19 protein-coding genes are annotated in these 22,014 nt (G+C 56.4%); 5 read left to right on the forward strand and 14 right to left on the reverse strand.

The window, feature by feature from the left end:
* Positions 1-12: 12 nt before the first annotated feature.
* The 6 genes from AD944_RS05290 to fumC form a co-directional block, all read right to left on the reverse strand.
* Positions 13-297, reverse strand: coding sequence for a PepSY-associated TM helix domain-containing protein (locus tag AD944_RS05290; protein ID WP_045541403.1), 285 nt, complete (start codon positions 295-297; stop codon positions 13-15).
* Entirely contained in the window at positions 294-590 is a 297-nt protein-coding gene (locus tag AD944_RS05295) for a hypothetical protein (protein ID WP_045541402.1), read from the reverse strand. The genes AD944_RS05290 and AD944_RS05295 overlap by 4 nt, the downstream gene beginning before the upstream one ends.
* A 530-nt stretch (positions 591-1,120) precedes the next feature.
* Positions 1,121-2,848, reverse strand: a complete 1,728-nt coding sequence (locus tag AD944_RS05305; protein WP_373317199.1) for an ABC transporter substrate-binding protein — start codon at positions 2,846-2,848, stop codon at positions 1,121-1,123.
* Between the two features lie 22 nt (positions 2,849-2,870).
* Entirely contained in the window at positions 2,871-3,026 is a 156-nt protein-coding gene (locus AD944_RS16705) for a hypothetical protein (protein ID WP_156477251.1), read from the reverse strand.
* 12 nt (positions 3,027-3,038) lie between these two features.
* Entirely contained in the window at positions 3,039-3,221 is a 183-nt protein-coding gene (locus tag AD944_RS05310; protein ID WP_035382380.1) for a hypothetical protein, read from the reverse strand.
* Positions 3,222-3,268: 47 nt separating this feature from the next.
* On the reverse strand, positions 3,269-4,717 hold the full coding sequence (gene fumC, locus AD944_RS05315) for a class II fumarate hydratase (RefSeq protein ID WP_045541400.1): 1,449 nt from the start codon (positions 4,715-4,717) through the stop codon (positions 3,269-3,271).
* Positions 4,718-5,063: 346 nt separating this feature from the next.
* On the opposite strand from fumC, the gene nhaK2 reads away from it, so the two are divergent.
* Complete coding sequence (gene nhaK2 / locus AD944_RS05320) at positions 5,064-7,682, forward strand: Na+/H+ antiporter NhaK2 (protein ID WP_006557081.1); 2,619 nt, start codon at positions 5,064-5,066, stop codon at positions 7,680-7,682.
* 91 nt (positions 7,683-7,773) lie between these two features.
* On the opposite strand, the gene AD944_RS05325 is transcribed toward nhaK2, so the two are convergent.
* Positions 7,774-8,328 (reverse strand): HdeD family acid-resistance protein, encoded by a 555-nt coding sequence (locus AD944_RS05325; RefSeq protein ID WP_045541399.1) that lies wholly within the window; start codon positions 8,326-8,328, stop codon positions 7,774-7,776.
* A 362-nt stretch (positions 8,329-8,690) separates the two neighbouring features.
* On the opposite strand from AD944_RS05325, the gene rpsD reads away from it, so the two are divergent.
* From rpsD to AD944_RS05340, 3 genes are all read left to right on the forward strand, one after another.
* Positions 8,691-9,308 (forward strand): 30S ribosomal protein S4, encoded by a 618-nt coding sequence (gene rpsD / locus AD944_RS05330; protein ID WP_039903125.1) that lies wholly within the window; start codon positions 8,691-8,693, stop codon positions 9,306-9,308.
* Positions 9,309-9,410: 102 nt separating this feature from the next.
* Positions 9,411-10,958: a peptide chain release factor 3 gene (locus AD944_RS05335; protein ID WP_039903097.1), complete on the forward strand. Its 1,548-nt coding sequence runs from the start codon at positions 9,411-9,413 to the stop codon at positions 10,956-10,958.
* 349 nt (positions 10,959-11,307) lie between these two features.
* A complete protein-coding gene (locus AD944_RS05340) occupies positions 11,308-12,450 on the forward strand; it encodes a glycosyltransferase family 32 protein (RefSeq protein ID WP_052427075.1) in 1,143 nt (380 codons plus the stop codon).
* A 26-nt stretch (positions 12,451-12,476) separates the two neighbouring features.
* Here AD944_RS05340 and AD944_RS17370 read toward each other — a convergent pair whose 3' ends face one another.
* The 7 genes from AD944_RS17370 to AD944_RS05375 all read right to left on the reverse strand — a co-directional run bounded on the left by AD944_RS17370 (position 12,477) and on the right by AD944_RS05375 (position 21,151).
* Positions 12,477-12,833, reverse strand: coding sequence for a transposase (locus AD944_RS17370; protein ID WP_408735884.1), 357 nt, complete (start codon positions 12,831-12,833; stop codon positions 12,477-12,479).
* 130 nt (positions 12,834-12,963) lie between these two features.
* Positions 12,964-14,175, reverse strand: a complete 1,212-nt coding sequence (locus AD944_RS05350) for an MFS transporter (protein WP_045541397.1) — start codon at positions 14,173-14,175, stop codon at positions 12,964-12,966.
* Positions 14,172-14,897, reverse strand: a complete 726-nt coding sequence (locus tag AD944_RS05355; RefSeq protein WP_236709123.1) for an NUDIX hydrolase — start codon at positions 14,895-14,897, stop codon at positions 14,172-14,174. The genes AD944_RS05350 and AD944_RS05355 overlap by 4 nt, the downstream gene beginning before the upstream one ends.
* Before the next feature lie 116 nt (positions 14,898-15,013).
* Positions 15,014-16,045, reverse strand: a complete 1,032-nt coding sequence (locus AD944_RS05360) for an isocitrate/isopropylmalate dehydrogenase family protein (protein ID WP_006557089.1) — start codon at positions 16,043-16,045, stop codon at positions 15,014-15,016.
* Between the two features lie 94 nt (positions 16,046-16,139).
* Positions 16,140-17,924, reverse strand: a complete 1,785-nt coding sequence (locus tag AD944_RS05365; protein WP_045541396.1) for an aminopeptidase P family protein — start codon at positions 17,922-17,924, stop codon at positions 16,140-16,142.
* Between the two features lie 84 nt (positions 17,925-18,008).
* On the reverse strand, positions 18,009-18,920 hold the full coding sequence (locus tag AD944_RS05370) for a 50S ribosomal protein L11 methyltransferase (protein ID WP_045541395.1): 912 nt from the start codon (positions 18,918-18,920) through the stop codon (positions 18,009-18,011).
* Positions 18,920-21,151 (reverse strand): ATP-dependent helicase, encoded by a 2,232-nt coding sequence (locus AD944_RS05375; protein WP_179946455.1) that lies wholly within the window; start codon positions 21,149-21,151, stop codon positions 18,920-18,922. The genes AD944_RS05370 and AD944_RS05375 overlap by 1 nt, the downstream gene beginning before the upstream one ends.
* Before the next feature lie 48 nt (positions 21,152-21,199).
* Here AD944_RS05375 and AD944_RS05380 point away from each other — a divergent pair, with 48 nt between their 5' ends.
* Positions 21,200-22,012 (forward strand): JAB domain-containing protein, encoded by an 813-nt coding sequence (locus AD944_RS05380; protein WP_045541394.1) that lies wholly within the window; start codon positions 21,200-21,202, stop codon positions 22,010-22,012.
* The last annotated feature ends 2 nt before the right edge of the window (positions 22,013-22,014 follow it).

Here is a 22,014-nt window from a genome sequence, read left to right on the forward strand (position 1 = left end):
TGGGCTCATGGGTCATAGCAAAAACAAATTGGTATAAGGTGCACGGCTATTCGCGGCTTCAAGATACCATGTGGGGGCATGGGCCGCATGCGTGGAAAGCCACTGTATGGCCGCCTGTGTTGCTGCATCCGGGCTGACAGCCATATGCGCTTTGAGTTCCGGGCGCATCCATGTGCTGATTTCCGGCCGAAAAACACTGAGTGTACCTGCCAGAGTTATGGCCAGTAGCAACCATCCCATGACCAACCCGGACCATGTGTGCAGCCAGGCCATGCAGGCACGAAAGGTGGGCTTCATGGTCGCCATCCTGCAAGGAGAGCAATGGCGGCCAGTGCGAGGCAGACCATTACGGTGAGCCCCCATGCCCGTGTGGCGGTGCGGGTGCTGAAGCACATCATCATCATGACGGGCCAGCACAGCAATGCCAGAAGCGTGGACACAATGGTGGCATCAGACCGAGAGAGAGGCAGGACAGAGGCTGCTGCAATGGCCAGAAGTGCTGAAGACAGGTAACCGCCACCCACTCCTGCAAGAACACGGGATGTAATGGCCAGAGCAACCTGTGTGCGGGGGGCTAAAAACAAGATCATGAAAGAGAAACTGTCACGCGAGGCAACGCAGAGCCTTGAAAGGAAAAAGGTGAAAACGGGCAAGAAAGCGCGTGCCGCACTCCTATGGGTAAGTCACCATGTTTGTTTTGCGACTTATTTGCAATATCTGAGGCGAGTGAAATCGGATTTCTCGCTGTTTTGTAAGATTGTGCGTGGAGGACGCGTTGGGGTGATGGAGTGTAGGGGAAAGGTTATTCCAACATCGCCGCTTTCTAATTGTTATTTTACAAAAAGAAATTTTTCAAATTGTGGGCTGAACTGTCCCGCCTCATCCCGTAATCGTCCCGCTGTTGTCCGGAGGTCTATCCACAGATTCTGTGGATAACGCCCAGGAGGGAGTGTGCGGACGTAATTGCCCTTCTTTTGGGCATTATGAGAGGGAACATTGTGTCTGATCAGGTAGGGGTGGAGGAGAGCGTGCTTTGTTATCCCGCTCTCATCCCGGTGTCCTCCCGTAATTATCCCGTCTTTCATCCACAGATTCTGTGGATAAACGCACGGAGCGGAGGTTACTGAACCCACACCTGTGAGAAAAAGAGCTGGTTTACCGTGGTGTAGAAAAAATTGCCCAACCGTGGGGAGGTCAGCAGAACGGTGTCTTTCTCAATCAGGGGCGCAATGGGGGCTTGTTCCATGACCAGTTTATCCGCTTCACGCCACAGAGCTTCGCTCTGCTGCGGGGTGAGGGAGACGTCTGTCTTGGCGCGGTTCATCAGCGCCTGAATGCGTTTGTCACAGAAGCCGGGAATATTGATGGAACTGTCTGAATTGGGGTGGAAATTCTCGCACCCCAGCAGATCATCCAGAAAATTGGATGGCGAAGGATAGTCGGCAGACCAGTCTTTAAGGGCAATCTGCACCTTGTTGGACGTGTTCTGCATGTAATTAAAGGCCACAGAACTGCTGAGCGGACGCAGTGTGGCTTGATAGCCCAGGCTTTGCAGCATGTCCCGCACCCAGGTGCCCATGGCCATGTCCACACTGGTGTTGGCCGTGATCAAGGTCACTTTCTGCCCGGCAGTGCCACTTTCGCGCACAAGCTGGCGCGCTTTTTCCAGATCAGGGGTGCTCCAGCGTGGAGCGGGTGCGGCGGGAGAGGCGCCTTTGGTGTAGAAACAGAAATCTGTCGCACCCGGCAGGGAAGACGGCAGCATGCCACACAGGGGACGGGCGATGCCGGGGCCGCCATAGAAAATGACCATGGCCTTGCGGTTCAGGGCATAATTCACGGCCTGCCGGGCCTTCTGAACATTGAAGGGTGGCAGATTGACGTTCATGGGCAGAAAATACATGGCTGCATGCGGCATGACATGCGTTTGCGCCGTGTAGCGGCTGCCCAGCTCGCCCAGCCTGTCCATGGGAATGCTTCCCTCCATCCAGTCATACTGGCCGTTTTCTACCGCTGTGACAGCAGCTTCGTCCGGAATGCCAAAGCTGTAGGTTATGGTGTCGGGATAGCCTTCAGGCTGGGCTTCCGCGCTCCATTCCCTGAATGTAGGATTACGGTTCAGAACAAGGGATTTGTTGGGATCATACGACGCTATGGCATACGGCCCCGTACTGGGGATGGGCGTGTTGCCGATGTCATGATCAGGCGTATCCGCTGGCACAATGACAGCGTGCGTAAAAGCCAGCTTCTGAAGGAATTCAGTATCGGGTGAGGACAGGTGGAAGGTAATGGTTCGGTGTGCCGGGTCTTCTACCACGCCACCGCTGAGTGTGCAGGTGGCAGGTTCCTTCAGGCACAGATCAGCCCCAACGATGGCAGAATAGAATGACCCTGCGGTAGGAGAGCCTACCCGGAAGATACGGCGCATGGAGGCGGCGACATCCGCAGTCGTCACAGTCCGGCCATTGGAAAAATGGATATCGGGACGGAGGGTAAACACATAGGTCCGGCCACCGTCCTGCGGGGCAGGCAGGGTCTCCGCCAGATCCGCCACAACCGTATTGCCGTCTGGGCCGGGTACTTTTTTGAAAGTGGTCAGTCCGTCATACACGACAGCAAACAGGTTGATGTATTTAGCAGAGTAATTAATGTGCGGATCAAGCGTTCCGCCTGACGCTGCGGCGACCAACCGTAAGGTGCCTCCTCGATGCGCCGTGAGAAGGGACGGGGAGATCAGTTGCCCTTCTTTCCTCGGTTGGGGTGTCTGGGCGTGAAGGCTGCCTGCTGTGAGCAGCCCAAGCGCACACCCTCCACCCAGAAGAAGACGATGGGCAGGCCTTCCAACCAACGGCCAGAGGCCTTTCCGGCCTCTATGGGCTTTTGGGGGCATTCGTATCCATAGCAGGCGGCGTGTCCTGATCCGGCACCATGAGGTGAGAGAAATTTTTGTACACACCGCTGAGCACGTAAATGCCCAGAGCAAGGGTGACGATAATAATTCCGAGCCTTACCAGTTTACCAGGCATGAAATACGCCCCTTACCGGTAAGAGGAGGGAGAAGATGCTGGAGGACGATACCAGCGCGGCGTGCCTTCTCCATGGTGGGTGCGGGGATGATAGACGTGCTGCGGGCGAGAATCATCCGCGCAGGCGCTTAGTCCCAGCATGCTGACAAGCATCAAGCTCTGAAAAGCCAGAAGGCGGCATACAAAACGTTTCATGCTGGGATCATACCGGTATTCTTCCCGACGGAAAAGATGCCTGATGTTCAGGCCCCAGCCGTGCCTTTACCCACCATATCCAGCGGGTTTACCAGCCGGTCAAATGTGGCGCTGTCCAGATAGCCGGATTTCAGAGCCGCGTCTTTCAGGCTGAGATCATGTTCAATGGCGATATGGGCAATTTCAGCAGATTTGTCATACCCGATCTCCGGGCTGAGAGCCGTGACCAGCATGACGGACCCGTTGACATACTGAGCCAGTTTTGGCCGGTTGATCTCCGTCCCTTCAACCGAAAAGACCCGGAAATTGTGACAGCCATCGGCCAGAATGCGGATGCTGTGCAGGCAGTTGGCCAGAATGACCGGGCGCATCACGTTCAGATCAAGCTGGCCCTGACTGGCTGCTACGGCCACGGTATTGTCATTGCCCAGCACCTGTGTGGCAATCATGACCATGGCCTCACACTGGGTCGGGTTGACCTTGCCGGGCATGATGGAGGAGCCGGGCTCGTTTTCCGGCAGGCTCAGTTCACCCAGTCCGCACCGGGGGCCGGAGGCCAGCCATCGCATGTCATTGGCAATTTTCAGCAGGGGCACCGCCAACCCGCGTAACCCGGCGGAGGCGCGGACCATGGCGTCCAGCCCGCTCAGGGCGGCAAACTTGTTGGGGGCGGTGACAAAGGGGCGGCCAGTCAGCTCCGCAATCTTGCGGGCAATGGCTTTGCTGAAGCCCGGAGGCGCATTCAGCCCTGTGCCGACGGCCGTGCCGCCTGCCGCCAGTTCAAACAGGGCTTCCCGCGCGTGGCGTAGGTTTTTCAGGGCGTCTTCCAGAAGGCTGGCCCAGCCCGACCATTCCTGCCCTACGGTAAGGGGCACAGCATCCTGCAAATGGGTGCGGCCGATCTTGACCACATCCCTCCATTCATCCGCCTTGCTGTGAATGGTTTCAATCAGCTTTTCAACGCTGGGTATCAGCCGGTCTTCTATTTCCAGCAGCGTGACCACATGCATGGCGGTGGGGAAGGAGTCATTGCTCGACTGCCCCATATTCACGTCATCATTGGGGTGAACGGGCTTTTTAGACCCTATTTCCCCACCCGCAAGCTGAATGGCGCGGTTGGCGATAACCTCGTTCACGTTCATGTTGGTCTGGGTGCCGGAGCCGGTCTGCCATACAAACAGCGGAAAATGGTCATCCAGTTTGCCAGCCGTGACTTCATCCGCCACGCGGGCGATGAGGTCCGCTTTCCATTGCGGCATACGGCCATCGGCTGCGTTTACCAGTGCTGCCGCTTTTTTGACAACGCCGTAAGCATGATACAGGGGCAGCGGCATGCGGTCCGTGCCGATTGAGAAATGGATCAGACTGCGCTGTGTCTGCGCGCCCCAGTATTTATTGGCCGGGACTTCAATTTCTCCCATGGAATCCCGTTCCCTCCGGGTGCCTTCGGCCTGAATACCGATGGGACAGGATGTGATCGTGGGTGCTGAAGTCATTGTTCTGGTTTCCCCTTGCTGTTCTGGCCCAGACCCCGGAGGGCGTGCCGCGCCCTTAGCAATATGGGGCGCTTAACGTGCGCCGCAGGGTGAAGACTCTGAGAAGACAGGTCACAAGTAAGAGACCATTTCGCTTCCGCTGCGTTAGGGATGAAGGCAGCTATGAGGTGATAAGGTTTTTGTCTGGTTTGCGAAATATCATGAACGGGTGTGGTCTGACCGATCGGTCACGTGTTAGAAGCAAAAACAAAATAGACGGGAGCCTCCGCCATTTTGGTGCCTTATCAGCACGATATGGGAGGCTGCTGAGAATAAGATCGATTCTGGACGGAGAGGCTAAAAGAGCATGGCGGTAACGGGTCTGGCTGCGGTACTGCTCGCCATAGGGCTTCTTCTTGTTATTGTAAGCGCGGTACAACCCATAGCGCGCAGGCTTGAACTTTCAGAAACAGTGCTGCTGGCTATTGTCGGCATCATTATCGGCAGTCTGGCGGATTTTGCGCTGCGCAATTCGCATCTGGCGGCGCTGAACGGTCTGGCGGAAATGCTGCTGGACTTCCCTATAAACAGTGAAGCCTTCCTGCTTATCTTCCTGCCTGCCCTGGTGTTTCAGGGGGCGCTGGCAATTGATGTCCGGCGGTTGGCGCATGAAACAGCAACCGTGTTGTTGCTGGCTGTTGTGGCGGTTGTGGTTTCCACGGCCACCATTGGCTTTGCATTGCTGCCTTTTGCCCAGATGCCGCTGGTGGTCTGCCTGCTGCTTGGCTCCATTGTGGCGACAACCGATCCCTCCGCCGTGGCTGGTATTTTCCGTGACATCGGGGCCGCTACCCGCCTGACCCGGCTTGTGGAGGGGGAAGCGCTTCTGAACGATGCCGCCGCCATTTCCATCTTCTCCATCCTGCTGCCATCGGTCACGCTGCACCACGCCATTCACCCCGGCGAGGCCGTGATTTCCTTCGTGATTTCCTTTGTGGGCGCGCTGATTGTGGGGGTGGTTTTCGGCCAGTTGACCCTCATGATGATCACGGCACTGGGCGGTTCCCCGGCGGCGGAAATTACGCTTACGGTGGCGCTGCCTTATGTGGCCTATATCGTTTCTGATGAATTTCTGGGAGTATCGGGCGTGGTGGCCACGGCCGCTGCCGGGCTGACGCTTTCCGTCTATGGGCCATCTACCTTCCGGCCGCAGACATGGTTGTTCCTGAACCAGTTGTGGCAGCAGCTTGTGTTTTGGGCCGGTTCTCTGGTGTTCGTTCTGGCCTCCATGCTGGTGCCCCATCTGCTGGTGGGCATGACCCGCTGGGATTGTGTGCTCATCCTGATTGCCAGCGTGGCCGGTCTGGCCGCACGTGGAGCCGTGGTGTTCGGGCTGTTGCCTTTTCTGGCCATGACCAAACTTTCTCCACCGGTGCCCACACCGTTCAAGGTCACCATGGTATGGGGCGGCTTGCGCGGCGCCATCACGTTGGCGCTGGCGCTGGCTGTGACGGAGAACGAACGGGTTTCTACCCCCGTGGCGCATTTTATCGGGATTATCGCCACAGGGTTTGTGCTCATCACGCTTCTGCTCAATGGGACCACTTTGCGGTCTCTGGTGCTGTTCCTGAAGCTGGACAAGCTTTCACCCATTGATGAAGCCATGCGGCATCAGGTGCTCAGCATTGGTCTGGATAAGGTAAAGGAACGGGCGGAGAAAATGGGGGACGAACTTGGGTTCTCCACCGATGCCACACGCCCTGTTTTGCAACAGATTGATCGGCGGGCGGATGAAGAGCAGGCCGCCAATGAGTTTGATACGGCGCTGGGTGATACGCAGCGTGTGAACCTGGCGCTGATTACCATTGCCAGCCAGGAACGCTCGCTTCTGCTGGATTTGTTCCGCATTCAGGGGCTTTCCCGTCGGGTGATGGAAACCTTGCTACGGAGTGCCGAGGCGGCCATTGATGGCGCACGGCTTGAAGGGCGGTTGGGTTATGTTCGCGCCTTGCGGCGGCGGCTCAGCCCCTCACTGCGCTTCAAGACCGCGCAATGGATCCACAACCATCTGCGGATTGATCGGCCTCTTATGCTGTGCATGGCCGAACGGTTTGAAATGCTGATGGTGGCGCATTTCGTGTCCATCTCGCTGACCCGTTTCATGAGGGAGCGACTGGAGCCAACGCTTGGGCCGCGTATTGGCGAGATTGTGGCCGAGGTATTGCAGCGTCAGCGCAAACTGCTGAACGAGGCGTTGGAAACGCTGCGGCTGCATTATCACGGCTATTCAGAAGCGCTGGAAAACCGGATTTTCCGCCAGATTGTTCTGCGGCTGGAAGGGGAGGAGTATGATTCCCTGCTCTCTGAATCGCTCATCAGTGATGAACTGAACCGTGAGTTGATGAAGGAACTGGAACGCCGCCGCAGCCGTCTGGACAAGCCTTTGAGTTTTGACCTCAAAAGCGGCATTGAAAGCCGTCTGAAGCATGCCGCTGTGTTCCGCGGGCTACCGGGGGCTGAGCTGCATGATCTGGCCACCACCACATCCCTTCGGTTTGTGGCCCCGCAGGAAATGATCTGTCGGCGCGGGCGGCGTATCCGGAATGTCTATTTCATTAGCGCGGGTCTGGCTGAGGCTCATATTGCCGAGCGGGATATCCTGTATGGAGCGGGCGACCTGATAGGCGCTCTGGGCGCTTACAAGAATGAGCGTTGTCCGGCGAGTATCCGCGCGGTGCAGTTCGGGCACTTCATGGTGATCAGCGCGTCCCGCTTCCGTCGTCTGGTGGAAGAATATCCGATTGTTCTCGAGAATATTGAGAAGCTGCGGCGCAAACGCGAAGACGGTGACCGGGCCATCAAGCTGGTGCCGGGTGACAAGGGGGGCGGTGAAGGGGCGGAACAGCCCGGCATGGCCGCTCAGGCGCTTTTGAGCATGGACCGTAACCGGCTGCCACCTCCCGCTGCTTCCGCAGAGAAGGAATGACTGTAGGAAAGATTCTGGCGGTTATATGAAGATAAAAGAGGGGCGTCCGCCACATGGCCGGACGCCCCTTTTTCTGTTTTCCTGCGGACTGTCAGAACCCGCTGGAGGGAGGAAACTGGTTGCTCTCACTCTGGCGCAGTGCCAGCCCGATCTGCACCCAGCCAATGCCGCTGGCAATCAGTTCGACGGCAATGAAGGTGCCAATCAGCCACAGCCCGGACCACGGCAGCGTAAAGTAGAGGCTCAGGCCGACCAGCAGGCTGATTACGCCGCCAAACAGGATAATGCCCCAGCCCGGCAGGCCACGTGACTGGATGGCCAGAATGCAGCGCATGATGCCCACTACAATAAAACAGGCGGCTGCAAACAGTGTGATCATACCGGCACCCGTTACCGGTTCTTCAATAATCATCACCCCGGCGATGATATAGAGTACCCCTGCCAGCAGGGAGAACAGGAACCCGCCCCAGTCCCGCACGGCAAAGGCGTGGATCATCTGCATGGTGCCGGCAATAATCAGCAGCACGCCGATGAAGATGGTGCTGGCGAGTGTTACGGAGACGGCATCAATGGCAGCAATAAAGCCCAGAATGATCAGGGCAACGCCGAGTGCTACAAAGAGCCCCCATTTTTTGGCGAATGGCATGGCAGAATATCCTTTTCTGACCGTTTAATATGACCACGATACGCCAATTGCGAAAGGACTGATACAAATACCGCAGGCCCTTGGTTCGGGGCGTGCTGTCTTAAACCAATTCTGGGGCGCAGAAGGCGGCAGTAGAGGACTTTCCGCGCGGAAAAGATTGACACAAAGCCAGTCTTTCCGTAATGGCTGCCCCCATTGCCGGGAATGTGGACAGGACGGCTGACAGATGGACTATGCTCCCATCTGGCGGTGATACGGACTGCGCCCGCTCTGATCCGTGGGGGACAGAGACTACCGGCGCAATGACAGGCAGGGTGGCGCAGGCTGGCCTGTTTTGTAGTAGTGGAAGAGAAGAGCGCAGAATGAGCAAGCGCCTCGAGAGCAAGTACAAGATTAACCGTCGCCTTGGCGTCAACCTGTGGGGCCGTGCAAAGTCTCCGGTTAACCGTCGTGAATATGGCCCCGGCCAGCACGGTCAGCGCCGTAAGGGCAAGCCTTCTGACTATTCTGTGCAGCTTATGGCCAAGCAGAAGCTTAAGGGCTACTACGGTAACATCAGCGAAAAGCAGTTCCGTCGGTATTATCAGGAAGCCGTGCGCCGCAAGGGTGATACGTCTGAAAACCTGATCAACCTGCTTGAGCGTCGTCTGGATGCGGTTATCTACCGCATGAAGTTCGCCATCACGCCGTTTGCTGCGCGTCAGTTCATCAACCATGGCCACGTGCTGGTGAATGGCCGCAAGATGAACATCCCGTCCTATCTGGTTAAAGATGGCGACGTGATCGAAATCCGCGAAAAGTCCAAGCAGCTTGCGATCGTTCTGGATGCAACGCAGACCAACGAACGCGATGTTCCGGAATACATGGAAGTTGATCACCGCCAGATGAAGGGCACCTTCATCCGTGGTCCGAAGTTCTCTGACGTGCCGTATCCGGTGCAGATGGAACCGAACCTGGTGGTGGAATACTACTCCCGTTAATCGGCGCTTCGGCCCGATCTGTGCAGCGCCGGGTGGAGGGCAACCTCCTGACCCGGCGTTTGCCGTTTTAGTCCCTTGTCTTTTCCAGCCGGATTGTTCCCCATGTCTGATGCGCCCGTTACCGAACTGAGCACGGAAATTGCCCGTCGCCGCACTTTTGCAATCATCTCGCATCCGGACGCCGGTAAAACCACGTTGACGGAACGGATTCTGCGCGCTGGTGGGGCCATTCAGCTTGCAGGGAACGTACGTGCCAAAGGTGAGCGCCGCCGGACACGCTCGGACTGGATGAGCATTGAGCGTGACCGTGGAATTTCTGTCGTCAGTTCCGTGATGACGTTTGAATATGGCGGGTGCATCTTCAACCTGCTTGATACCCCGGGACATGAAGACTTCTCCGAAGATACGTACCGCACACTGACGGCAGTGGATTCCGCCGTCATGGTGATTGACGCGGCCAAAGGGATTGAGGACCGGACACGCAAGCTGTTTGAAATCTGCCGCCTGCGCGACATCCCGATTGTCACCTTCATCAACAAGATGGACCGTGAAGCGCAGGACCCGTTCGAGCTTCTGGATGAAGTGGCATCTTCGCTGGCGCTAGATACCTCGCCAGCCACATGGCCGGTAGGGCGTGCAGCGAAGTTCGTGGGCACGTATGATCTGCTCACCAAGAAACTGCATACTCAGGAAGAGCTTCCGCAGTCTGACCCGCGTATGATTCAGCTTGCAGAAGAACTGGAATTGGCTGAGGCAGCCCTGCCACAGTTTGATCGGGAAGCGTTTGACGCCGGGCATCTGACCCCCGTGTTCTTCGGTAGCGCCATGAAGGAAATTGGCGTGACAGACCTGCTGGATGCCTTGGTATCCTTTGGGCCGTCTCCTCGAAATCAGGTGGCTGAAACCCGCACAGTCAAAGCAGATGAACCAGCCATGACGGCGCTGGTCTTCAAAATTCAGGCAAATATGGACCCGAACCACCGGGACCGTATTGCTTTCGCGCGGATCTGTTCAGGTAAGCTTACGCGCGGCATGCGGTTGCTGCATACGCGCACGGGCAAGAATTTTGCCGTGCATACACCGCAGTTCTTTTTCGCGCGTGACCGGCAACTGGCGGAGGAAGCCTTTGCAGGTGATGTTGTGGGTATTCCCAACCATGGCACCCTGCGTATTGGCGACACACTGACGGAAAGCGAAAACCTCAGCTTTACTGGCGTGCCGCATTTTGCGCCGGAAATCCTGCGTCGTGTGCGGCTGGATGATGCCATGAAAGCCAAAAAGCTAAAGCAGGCGCTCACCCAGCTTGCTGAAGAAGGAGTGGTGCAACTCTTCCGCCCACAGGATGGAGCGCAACCGATTGTCGGGGTTGTGGGTACCCTGCAGCTTGATGTGCTTCAGGCACGGCTGAAGGCGGAATATGGCGTGGCGATCGGTTTTGATGCCACGCCGTTTTCTTTGGCGCGCTGGATTACCGGGCCTCGTGATAAAATTGAAACCTTCGCCCAAATCAACCGAAGCGCCATGGCGGATGATCTGGATGATGACCCTGTGTTCCTGGCTACCTCGGCTTTCATGATGCGCCGTACCCAGGAACAGAACCCGGATATCACCTTTCACGATATCAAGCAGATCGGGATTGAAATTAAATAGGATTGATAGGGCAGAAGGGCTTGCCTCTGATTGTGCTTACCCAATCAGAGGCTCCTTTTCCTGATATTTTGAGTGTTTCTTTAGGTCGACGAGAGCAAAATGTTCTTCGCACTGAGGGATATTCTCTGGTCGGAAGCTGGGTTACATCAAGATGGTGCATGGCGAGACAGGTATAGTCTCAAAATATGCTTGCTGTTGTTTCCCTTCTCCTTTTTTGATGGAAGGGCTAAATGTTTGCTGTGCTTTTTATTCAGTCTATTTAGTCTCGTCAGGGTTATGATCGCTACTTTGAAAATGAGGAATTCTGGATTAAGTGTAGTCTTAACAATGCGAGGTTAGGCAGTTTTTTATGACTGAAAAAACATTAGACGCGCTGGTAGCAGAAAATACACTGGATATTTATCCTCCCGAACCAATGCCCTTCGAAATTGAGTGCATTGAGCGCGACCATCAGGCCATGGAGTATTTTGGCCATCATGGCGGAACGGTGCTGGAGCATGCTTTCACTGTTGCCAATATTCTTCATCGTAACCAAAAACCATTTGAAGCAGCCTGTATTTACGGATTAGCGTTTCGTATTCGTTCTACAAACAGGGACCAATACCCGCTTCCGCAGTCTTTGATGCAAGTGCGCTTATTGTGTCTTCTCAAAGCAGGCAAACCCTTGCCTGAACATGATTTGCAAACGCTTGCGGGCCTGTGCCGTCCTTACGCCAATTACATTGAAGGGATTGCATCAGCTTGGCGCGGGGGAGACAATAAGGATGCTCTGGTTCATATCGGAAATGCGTTTGAAGAATTTCTCAGTGGGGAAGAAATTGACTGGCTTTATCTGGAAATAGCCAGGAAAATTCAACCAAGCCTCTTCAATAGCGACAAAGGGGATAGAGAAACTGGGAAAACTATCCCGAGAAAACTCTTTATGTATTGGGATAAAGAGCCACCAGAAGAAATTACTGAAAATATCTATTTCCATCAGGGTATTCCTGATATGGAAATTGAGGTTTTTAACCAGGAAAAAGCGGCTTCTTGGCTGTATGAATATTATGGCATTGAGGCACGTGAATTTTTCCTTGGCATGCGTCATCCTGCGGAAGCTGCTGACTTCCTGCGGGTGCATGTGACCAACCTACTTGGCGGTTGGTGGCTGGATGCTGATGCCCGCATTCGGGATGAAGCAGCTCTACAGTTCATGTTGGATCAGAAAGATGATGTTGTTCTGTTTCTGACGCAGAATTTTGTCACCCATAATGATTTTTACGGCACGGTCGCCAAAAGCAGTATTATGGAAGAGTGCCTGCGTATCCTGTATAATAATTGTTATAAGCATAAACATCTTTATATTGCTTATAAAACAGGGCCAGGCATCTTTAATCGTGCACTTTCTCGCACGGCTTTCCGTGCTCTGCAGGGTATTCCTAATGAGGAACGGGTCAAACTCTATGATCAGTCCAAATTTGAGGAAGTTATTCAGCAGATGGGTAGGCGATAATAAAGTTTTTCTTTCGCTTTGGCGGGCTATGGGGCTAACAGGCTTGAAGAGTTTTTGGGTTGATTACCGTTAGTCCGGTGTAGAAAAGCGGGCGAAGTGGGATAAGGAACCTGGAGGGATCGAAGAACCGTTGGTTGATGCGCTTGGCTCCTGATTTCAGGGTTGTGGCGTGCTGATTGAAGGTTCCCGGGGTGGCTTTCGATCTGAGTTTTGAAAGGAATATCGCCATTGCGTGCAGCCATGGGCTGCACGCTCTTGCGGTCACCAGGTCCGATCAGGCCTGCAATATAAGCCGGACACATCGCCCGCTGCGCTTTGTGACCCAGGGCAGCCAGAAATGGCGCAAGCCATACTTCCAGATCCGATCGCCAGTCGGTGTTCATCGCCAGCTCCCACTACAGCTGGTCCTCCATGAATCACCGATCGCACCCGTTGGGAATCCTTATTCCAAATTTTCTGCCAAAGTAGTGCTAGTTCCTTCCCTGTGAATGAAGTTTTCGCTTACTCTTGCTGTCAGGTGCGTTTTTCCGTCAGGCAGACAAGGAAGGCTAGGGCAGGTAGAGAGGCTCCTAATGTTGAAGTCCATATCCAGCCGCCGTGGGCGTATGTCCAGGCTCCCAAAGCTGAGCCAGCGGCTCCGCCCAGAAAAAAGATGGCCATATATAGGCCGTTAAGGCGGGCGCGGTGTTCCGGTGCAAGCACGTATAAGGCACGCTGCCCCAATACCAGATTTGCGGTGACACCAAAATCAATCGCCACACCGGCAACGCAGAGCGCCAGAACAAACAGACCAGATTGCTGAAACAGCCAGGTTGAGAGAAAGGCGAGGGACGCTATTCCCATAGCGGCGAGGCTTGCGGGCCAGGTCCAGCCTTTGTCTGCAATGCGTCCTGCAATGGGGGCAGCAATGGCTCCTGCTACACCAACAAATGCGAAAAGCGCTATTTTCCCTTGGGAAAACAGATAGGGCGCCCTGGCGAGAAGAAGGGGGGTAACGGTCCAGAACAGGCTGAACGCTCCGAACATGCAGGCGTGGTAAAAGGCCCGTCTTTGCAGTACCAGCGTATGAGTGAGTAAATGCACCATGGAGAGCAGGAGATCACGATAACTGCTCTGCGTTACGGGGCTGCGCTGGGGCAAGACGCGCTGGAGCACAATGGATAGAGCCAGCATGACACCAGCGGACAACAGGAAGATGGTCTGCCAGGAAAAAAACTGAGCAACAAAGCTGGAAACGGGGCGTGCCAGCATGATGCCCATCATGAGTCCGCTCATGACGTTACCTACCACGCGCCCCCGGATTGCCTCTGGTGCAAGATGGGCGGCAAATGGCACCAGAATCTGCACGGCGACGGAGAGCAGCCCGACCAGTCCTATTGCGAGTAGAAACGGAACAGGGTGGCTGGAAAAAGGAAGAACCAGCAGCGCCAGCATGACAAGCCGCGTCATCCAGACAATAAGGCTACGATTTTCCAGCAGGTCAGCCAGCGGGACAATCAGTAACAGGCCAAGGCAGTAGCCCATCTGTGTCATGGTCACGATCAGGCCTGCCTGACTTGCGGACATACCCAGCGCGGCGCTGATCGGACCAGCCAGTGGCTGCGCGTAATAAAGATTGGCCACAATCAATCCGCATGCAGCGGCAATCACCATAACCAGATGAGGCGTCAGCCCTTCCTGCTCTGGATGCTCTGAAGAAACAGGAGACGAAGTGGGCTGGTTCATGGAGAGACGGCTTCCAGCAGAGCACGGGAAGTGGGGAGGAGATCAGGGCGTTGCAGCCAGCTTGCAATCTCCCTTTTGGGAACAAGAGCAAGCTGGTCATATTCTTGATTGGCGCAGCTTTGCCAGCGTTCCTCCACTTCTTTGAAAGGTAAAGAGGTGTGAAGGGAAAGGCCGATATCCAGAATGCGGGTGCCCGGATGGCGGCAGATCAGTTGTGGAGCCCCTACGGTAAGGTCATGCGCTGTTAGCCCAAGTTCTTCCTCTGCTTCGGCCAGGATTTGCTCTGGCAGAGAGACATCCGCGCATTCTTCTCGTTTTTCAATGCTGCCTGCCGGGGGGCTTTGCCAGAAATTTCCCTGATAGAGGGAGGAAGGGTGCCGTCGGCCCAGAACGTATCCATCAGGCGTTTCAAGAAGACCGATCACGGCCAACGATTGCAGGCGCAGATGAGGAAAAAGAGCGGGATTTTTCATCTGGGCAAAAACGCGCCGGTATTCTGTCCAGTGCCCGGATATGGTGGTGGTGGTAACATGGTCAGCCGTGAAGACGCAGCCATTGAACAAGGCGGGCGTTTTCTGGCGAGCCTGTGCCCCGAGGGTGGATATCTCCGTTTCGAGTGCGTGCGAAAGCGAAGACGTGGACGAAGACACGCGAATGGTACAGGCAGGGGAAAGCCGGAGGAGCGGCCACAGACCGGAAAAGCTGGGTATCATGTCGGGCATGATACGCAATCTGATCGGAAATTTGTAAAAAGAGTGAAATCTAAAAGTAAAATTACAGATGGCCCAGAAATGGGAGGCGGGCAGAAAAGCCTGCCTCCCGTTCTGTCAGCCTGAAATCAGACGAGCTGCTGTTTCAGGGCAGCGGTCAGATCCTTGGTTGTGGCATCGCCACCCAGATCCTTCGTGCGCAGACCACCATCCGTGATGACTTTCTTGATGGCGAGATCAATACGGTCAGCCAGATCCTGACGGCCAATGTGCTGAAGCATCATGACGGCAGCCAGCAGCAGGGCCAGCGGGTTGGCAATACCTTTGCCGGCAATATCCGGTGCGGAACCGTGAACGGCTTCAAACACGGCGGCTTTTTCACCAATGTTTGCGCCCGGAGCCATGCCCAGACCGCCAACAAGACCGGCCGTGAGGTCAGACAGGATGTCACCAAACAGGTTGGTGGTGACAATCACGTCAAACTGCCACGGGTTGATGACAAGCTGCATGGCGCAGGCGTCAACAATCCGTTCGTTGAAGGCAACGCGACCTTTGTATTCTTCAGCAACTTTACGGCCTTCTTCAAGGAACAGGCCGGTCAGCAGCTTCAGAATGTTGGCTTTGTGAACAATGGTTACGGTCTTGCGGTTGTTCTTGACCGCATATTCGAACGCAAACTTCACAATGCGGCGGCATTCCGCACGGGAATTGAAGCCGGAGCTCAGTGCAATGCCCTTGGGGTCTTCACCCACCGGGATGTAGTGCTCCATGGCGGCATAGTAGCCTTCAAGGTTCTCACGGAAGAGAACCAGGTCGATCTTGTCGAACCGGCCACCGGGAACAATGGTCTTGGTCGGGCGCAGGTTGGCGAACAGGCCGAACTCCTGACGCAGTGTGACGTTGATGGACTTGAAGCCGCCACCAACCGGAGTGGTCAGCGGGCCTTTCAGTGCCAGGCCTGTGCGGCGAATGCTCTCAATGGTCTGTTTTGGCAGCGGATCATTGACCGCATCCACCCCGGCCATACCGGCCAGTTGACGGTCCCATTCAAACGGGGCCCCAACCGTATCAAGGATTTCGATCACCGATTCCACAATTTCGGGACCGATACCGTCGCCGGCGATAAGAGTAGCGGGGATGGTTTTGCTGTCTGTCGTCATTCTAGAAGCTCCCTTCACTTCGCAGCTTTTCTGCGCCTGTTCGGCTGGTGACGCGATTCCCAATTGCGTGACCAGTCGCAACTTCGCCTCTGCCTCACGCCCTGTTGAGGGGGGCGCAGGCCATTTCAAGCCATTTTCTGGCGTCTTCAGGCAGATGTGGGCCAATCAGGGCCAAGATTTGCGCATGGTAGGCATCAAGTAAGGCCATATCTTCCGCCCCGAGAATCCCCGGATCAATCAGGCGACGGTCGAATGGCGCCAGTGTCAGCGTTTCAAACCCCAGAGTAGGGCGTGCGCCTTCCTGTGCGGGGACGGAATGCACCAGAACCAGTGTTTCCAGCCGGATGCCGTAAGCGCCGGGCTCGTAATAACCCGGCTCGTTGGAGAGGATCATGCCTGACTGAAGGGCAATGGGGTTCGGAACCTTGGAAATACGGGCAGGCCCTTCATGCACGGAGAGGAAGCTGCCCACGCCATGGCCCGTGCCGTGGTCATAATCCAGCCCGGCCTGCCAGAGGTCGAATCGTGCCAGCGTATCCAGCGCATTGCCGGTTGTGCCAACCGGGAAACGGGCGCGGCCAAGGCGCAGATTGCCTTTCAGCACCCGGGTGAAGGTTTCTTTCAGTGGGGCTGGGGGAGCGTCCGGCCCAGTCCACACCGTGCGGGTGACATCGGTTGTGCCTTCAGGATACTGCCCACCGCTATCGATCAGATAGACCTCGTTGGCGTTCAGCGTGCGATCCGTTTCCGGCGTAACGCGGTAATGAATAATGGCGCCATTTGGGCCTGCCCCTGAAATGGCCGGGAAGGATTCACCCCGGTAGTCTGCCCCTTCGGCCCGGAACGCATCCAGCTTAGTGGCGGCTTTCAGTTCCGTGGTGCCCTGACCACCCGTATCCAGCCAGTGCAGGAAACGACACAGGGCGACACCATCTTTCAGATGCGCCTTGCGTGTGCCTTCCTGCTCTACGGTATTCTTGCACGCTTTGGGCAGCAGGCATGGGTCAGAACTTTCCTGCACGATTGCGCCGTGCCGGGTGAGGGTTTCAGCGAACCATACCGCGTTGGTAGCGGGATCAACGGCGACAGTCCGGCCTGCAAGAGTAGCGAGAACTGCTTCCATTTTTGCAGGGTCATGCACTCGCACATCGGGGCCAAGCCATTCCCGTACATCCGCAGGGAGTTTGCTGGCTTGCAGGAACAGATCAACCGTGGCGTCCGCATGAAGGAGGGCGAATGCCAGGACGACAGGTGTGCAGGGAATATCCGAGCCACGAATATTAAGAAGCCACGCGATGGATGCGGAATCGCTCAACACGGCCGCAGTCAGACCGGCCTGCGCCAGAGACTGACCAAGACGGACCCGTTTGCTGTGCGAGTCTTCACCTGCATAGGCCAGCGGGTGAACAACAGCGGGAGCAGCAGGAAAGGCCGGTCGATCAGACCAGAGGCGGTCGATCAGATTGCCGTCTGTCGGCACCAGAGAGAAGGACTTGGCGGCTTTCTGGAAAGGCCGCAGTTCCGCACTGCTCATGATACGCGGATCATACCCGATGCGGCTACCGGCCGCTGCATGTTTGGCCAACCACACAGAAGGCGGTGTTTGAATGATATGCTGCCGCTCCCAACAGTTTTTATCCACCTGCTGATCCATCTGGGTGATGTAACGGCCATCAGAGAACACCGCAGCAGTTTCTGGCAACACGACTGCCGCGCCCGCACTGCCGGAAAAATTGGTCAGCCATTCCAGCCGTTCTGCGCAGGCTGGTGTGTATTCCCCCAGAAATTCATCACTATGCGGAATAATCAGCCCATCCAGACCGTTCTGTTTGAGCAGATTACGCAAGGCGCTCAGGCGAGTGGCGGAAGAAGAGGGCATAAGGAACCTCGCAGGGAACAATGTGGGAGCCGATAAAGAAAGGCCCATGCGGTGGAAGAGCGCACAGGCCGGGAAGGGAGCGTATCAGGCGGACGCGCCATAGGGACGACGCAGCACCAGCGTGGCCCAATCCCCTTCAAGGAAAGTGTGTTCCAGCACCAGCCCCTGCCTGCGGTGTGCGGCCAGAACCATGCGGATCTGGGTGCGGAGCAGCCCTGCCAGAATGACCGTGCCGCCGGGAGCCAGGTTCTGGGCAAGATCCTTGGCCATCAGGCACAGGGGGCGGGCCAGAATGTTGGCGAAGACCAGATCATACGGCGCATTATGCCGGATTTCCGGCGTTTTCCAGCCATTGCCCAGACGACATATGAGCGAGCGGCTCAAGCCATTGCGTTTAGCATTCTCGGCAGAAACCCGCACTGACCATGGTTCGATATCCACGGCCAGAACCTTCTGGTGCAACAGGGCGGCTGCAGCCATGGCCAGAATGCCGGAGCCACAGCCCAGATCAAGAATACGCCGGGGTTTGCGGTAAGCAATGCGTTCCAGAGCCCGCAGGCACCCCCGGGTAGAGCCATGTTCGCCAGACCCGAAGGCCACGCCGGCATCCAGTGTCAGCACAATGCGGGTGGGGCTGGGGGTGTCTGGCAGATGGGTGCCGCGAACAACAAAATGCTGGCCTACTTCCTGTTCGGGGAAGGATTCATAGGTACGCGCCAGCCATCCATCGGCTTCTGTCGGAACACGGTTGAGGTCCGCGCTTACGCCGCTGGTCAGTTCTGCCAGGGTCAGGGCAAGGGCGAGGTCATCATCCCGGTGCCCAACGTCTTTCACACCTTCTACGCGCCACAACGTACCTTCCGGGTTGGCCTCAAAAATACCAACCGTGGTGCACACGCTGCCAATGGCGTTTTCATAGGCCTCAACAGCCGCTTCAGGAACAGTGACCGTAACCGTTTCAAGTGCGGTAGCGTGTCTGCGGGGAGGAGCGGCCATTAAAGTTTCTCTATGAAGGAGGACAGAAGACGCTTGGTGTCGCCATTTTCAAAGACGACCTCAAGATGGTGCCGGTCTGCACCGATAATGATACCCACGCCAAACCGGGGGTGGCGCACATGGTCACCAAGCTGGAAGGCGGGGGCTGTTTCCGCCAGAAGCGGGTCCTGCCGCCGACGGCTGGTGAGAGGCATGCCACCTTCAAAAACCGAATCAGACAGATTCAGGCCACGACGCTGGGTCGCGCCTTCGTTTTGGCGGGCCACATGCTCTTCGGGCAGTTCGTCCAGAAAGCGGCTGGGCATGGAAGGCTGCCAGTTGGCGTAAATACGGCGGCTGCCAGTATGATAGATCAGGGCGTGTTTGCGGGCGCGGGTAATGCCCACATAGGCAAGACGCCGTTCTTCCTCCAGGCCTTTCAGGCCGCCTTCATCCAGCGTGCGCTGGGAGGGAAAAACGCCTTCCTCCCAGCCGGGCAGGAAGACAATATCAAATTCCAGCCCCTTGGCCCCATGCAGGGTCATGAGCGAGAGCTTGGCTTCTCCTGCGTTTTCATCGTGCTCCATCACCAGCGCGACGTGTTCCAGAAACTCGCCAAGCGTGCCGAAATCGGCCAGAGCGCGCACCAGTTCTTTCAGGTTTTCCAGCCGCCCCGGAGCCTCTGGCGAGCGGTCATTCCGCCACATATCCAGATAGCCGCTTTCTTCAAGCAGATGCTCCACGGCCACCACATGCCCTTCACGCGCCAGAATGTCCCGCGTGGTGGACAGCACGTCCAGCAGTTTGCGGACTTGATCCGCCATTTTACCTTTTACGCCGCCTTCGGTCAGAAGGGCCTGCGTTCCAGCTGACAGCGGTACCTCTCTGGCACGTGCGGCGGCGTGGAATTTCTGCAAAGCGGCAGGGCCAACGCCACGTTTGGGCGTGTTAATGATCCGTTCAAACGCTAGATCATCCGCGGGTTGATGCACGGCGCGCATGTAGGCCAAAGCATCCCGGATTTCCGCGCGTTCATAAAAGCGGAGGCCACCGACAATGCGATAGGGCAGGCCAATCTGCACCAGCCGTTCTTCAAAAGCGCGCGTCTGGAAACCAGCGCGTACCAGAATGGCCATTTCTGCCAGTGAGTGGCCTTGAGCCTTGAATTTTTCTGCTGCGTCACACACGGCACGTGCTTCTGCATCAGAATCCCACACCCCGGTGACAGTGACTTTCTCGCCGCGGGCGTCTTCCTTGCCGGAGCGGAGGGTCTTGCCCAGCCGTTCACCATTATGGGCAATCAGGCCGGCGGCGGCCCCCAGAATATGCTGGGTGGAGCGATAATTGCGTTCCAACCGCACAATCTGCGCGCCGGGGAAGTCTTTTTCAAAGCGGAGAATGTTTTCAACTTCCGCACCGCGCCAGGAATAGATGGACTGGTCATCGTCCCCCACGCAGCAGATGTTGGAGGGCGCGCCGGAACGTTTGGCGAGCAACCGCAGCCAGAGGTACTGAACGGTATTGGTATCCTGATATTCATCCACCAGAATATAGCGGAACAGGCGGTGATACTGGTCCAGCACATCAGGGCGTGTGCGCAGAATTTCCGTGACATGCAACATCAGATCGCCAAAGTCACAGGCGTTCAACTGGCGCAGGCGGGTCTGATACGCGGCATAGATGGCGCGGGTATGACCGTCCGCAAAATCCGAATCTTCGGTGTCGGTTACGCGTTCGGGCGTCAGGCCCCGGTCTTTCCAGCGCTGGATCACGCCTAACAGGCCCGGTGCCGGCCAGCGTTTGATATCAATGCGCCACGGCTCCATCACCTGTTTGAGCAGGCGTAACTGATCATCTGTATCCAGAATTGTGAAGCTGTGTGTCAGGCCTACATATTCCGCATGGCGGCGCAGCATGCGGGCGCACAGGGCATGGAATGTGCCCAGCCATAGGCCTTCCGCAGGCTCGCCCAGAATAAACCCGATCCGTTCGCGCATTTCACGCGCGGCCTTGTTGGTGAAGGTCACGGCCAGAATCTGCCAAGGCTTGGCGCGGCCAGTGAGCAGAATATGGGCAAAGCGGGTGGTAAGCACCCGCGTTTTTCCCGTTCCCGCACCAGCCAGAACCAGCAGGGGGCCATCGGTTGTTTCAATCGCCGTGCGTTGTTCAGGGTTCAGGCGCGCCAGATAGGACTCGCCTTCACCAGAGGACGATGAAAAAAGCGGTGAGGAGGGGTGTTCGGATGTAGTCACCTGGCTCTTATATAGTCTTGCACGCCTCAGGCCAATCGGAGTGACAGAATGGACGGCCCGTTTACGGGAGAAAAAGCAGGAACACCCTGTGAAAAAGCGGCTGGGGCTGCGGATGGTCCTGCATTTGCCAGCACTGGCCCCAAAGGCCACCGGCAGCGCATGCGCCAACGTGTGTTGAAAAGGGGGGCGGACTCACTCGCTGATTATGAAATACTGGAAATGCTGCTGTTTCCCGGTGTGCCGCGGCGGGATACCAAACCGCAGGCCAAGGCGTTGATCAATCATTTCGGGTCTCTGGCTGCTGTGCTGGAGGCTCCGGCAGAGAGTCTGAAAAAACAGGGTGTTGGTCCACTTTCCACAAGGCTGCTGACACTTATGCCCGCCGTGGCGGACAGCATGGCCAAGCCTGAAGAGCAGGTACGCGTTGTTCTGGGCAGTTGGGACGCATTGCTGCAATATTGTGATGTGCATTACGCTAGACTACCTGCAGGCCAGATGCGGATCTTGTTTCTGGATAGCCGGAATCAGCTTCTGGCCGATGAACAGGTGCTGGATGAGCCTGATACGTCTGCTTCTCAGCCTGCTGTAAGCAAGGCACAGACTGCCAAGGCGATGGAAGAGGCATTACGGTCTGCTGTTGCGTTCCTTCTGCAGCGAGCTCTCGCAGTGAACGCATCTGCCGTGATTACCATAAGATTGACGCCAGTAACGCTGGAGCCCGATCGTCAAATGGCGGCGGATACACCGTTTGTGCAGATGTTGCTGAAAGAGGCCCCGCTGTTTTCTGTGGATGTGCACGATCATCTGGTTCTGAAAAAGGGGGAATGGCGCAGCTTCCGGCTGGTAGGGCAGGAGTGGTGAAG

The organism is Acetobacter tropicalis (assembly GCF_001580915.1).
GTDB lineage: Bacteria > Pseudomonadota > Alphaproteobacteria > Acetobacterales > Acetobacteraceae > Acetobacter > Acetobacter tropicalis.

Excerpts from the sequence above, each read along its gene's own strand:
- fumC (WP_045541400.1), bottom strand. The coding sequence starts at position 4,717 with ATGACTTCAGCACCCACGATCACATCCTGTCCCATCGGTATTCAGGCC.
- AD944_RS05380 (WP_045541394.1), top strand. The coding sequence starts at position 21,200 with ATGGACGGCCCGTTTACGGGAGAAAAAGCAGGAACACCCTGTGAAAAA.
- AD944_RS05325 (WP_045541399.1), bottom strand. The coding sequence starts at position 8,328 with ATGCCATTCGCCAAAAAATGGGGGCTCTTTGTAGCACTCGGCGTTGCC.
- AD944_RS05360 (WP_006557089.1), bottom strand. The coding sequence starts at position 16,045 with ATGACGACAGACAGCAAAACCATCCCCGCTACTCTTATCGCCGGCGAC.
- AD944_RS16705 (WP_156477251.1), bottom strand. The coding sequence starts at position 3,026 with ATGCCTGGTAAACTGGTAAGGCTCGGAATTATTATCGTCACCCTTGCT.
- AD944_RS05295 (WP_045541402.1), bottom strand. The coding sequence starts at position 590 with ATGATCTTGTTTTTAGCCCCCCGCACACAGGTTGCTCTGGCCATTACA.
- rpsD (WP_039903125.1), top strand. The coding sequence starts at position 8,691 with ATGAGCAAGCGCCTCGAGAGCAAGTACAAGATTAACCGTCGCCTTGGC.
- AD944_RS17370 (WP_408735884.1), bottom strand. The coding sequence starts at position 12,833 with ATGAACACCGACTGGCGATCGGATCTGGAAGTATGGCTTGCGCCATTT.
- AD944_RS05340 (WP_052427075.1), top strand. The coding sequence starts at position 11,308 with ATGACTGAAAAAACATTAGACGCGCTGGTAGCAGAAAATACACTGGAT.
- AD944_RS05370 (WP_045541395.1), bottom strand. The coding sequence starts at position 18,920 with ATGGCCGCTCCTCCCCGCAGACACGCTACCGCACTTGAAACGGTTACG.
- AD944_RS05365 (WP_045541396.1), bottom strand. The coding sequence starts at position 17,924 with ATGCCCTCTTCTTCCGCCACTCGCCTGAGCGCCTTGCGTAATCTGCTC.
- AD944_RS05350 (WP_045541397.1), bottom strand. The coding sequence starts at position 14,175 with ATGAACCAGCCCACTTCGTCTCCTGTTTCTTCAGAGCATCCAGAGCAG.
- AD944_RS05290 (WP_045541403.1), bottom strand. The coding sequence starts at position 297 with ATGAAGCCCACCTTTCGTGCCTGCATGGCCTGGCTGCACACATGGTCC.
- AD944_RS05310 (WP_035382380.1), bottom strand. The coding sequence starts at position 3,221 with ATGAAACGTTTTGTATGCCGCCTTCTGGCTTTTCAGAGCTTGATGCTT.
- AD944_RS05355 (WP_236709123.1), bottom strand. The coding sequence starts at position 14,897 with ATGCCCGACATGATACCCAGCTTTTCCGGTCTGTGGCCGCTCCTCCGG.
- nhaK2 (WP_006557081.1), top strand. The coding sequence starts at position 5,064 with ATGGCGGTAACGGGTCTGGCTGCGGTACTGCTCGCCATAGGGCTTCTT.
- AD944_RS05335 (WP_039903097.1), top strand. The coding sequence starts at position 9,411 with ATGTCTGATGCGCCCGTTACCGAACTGAGCACGGAAATTGCCCGTCGC.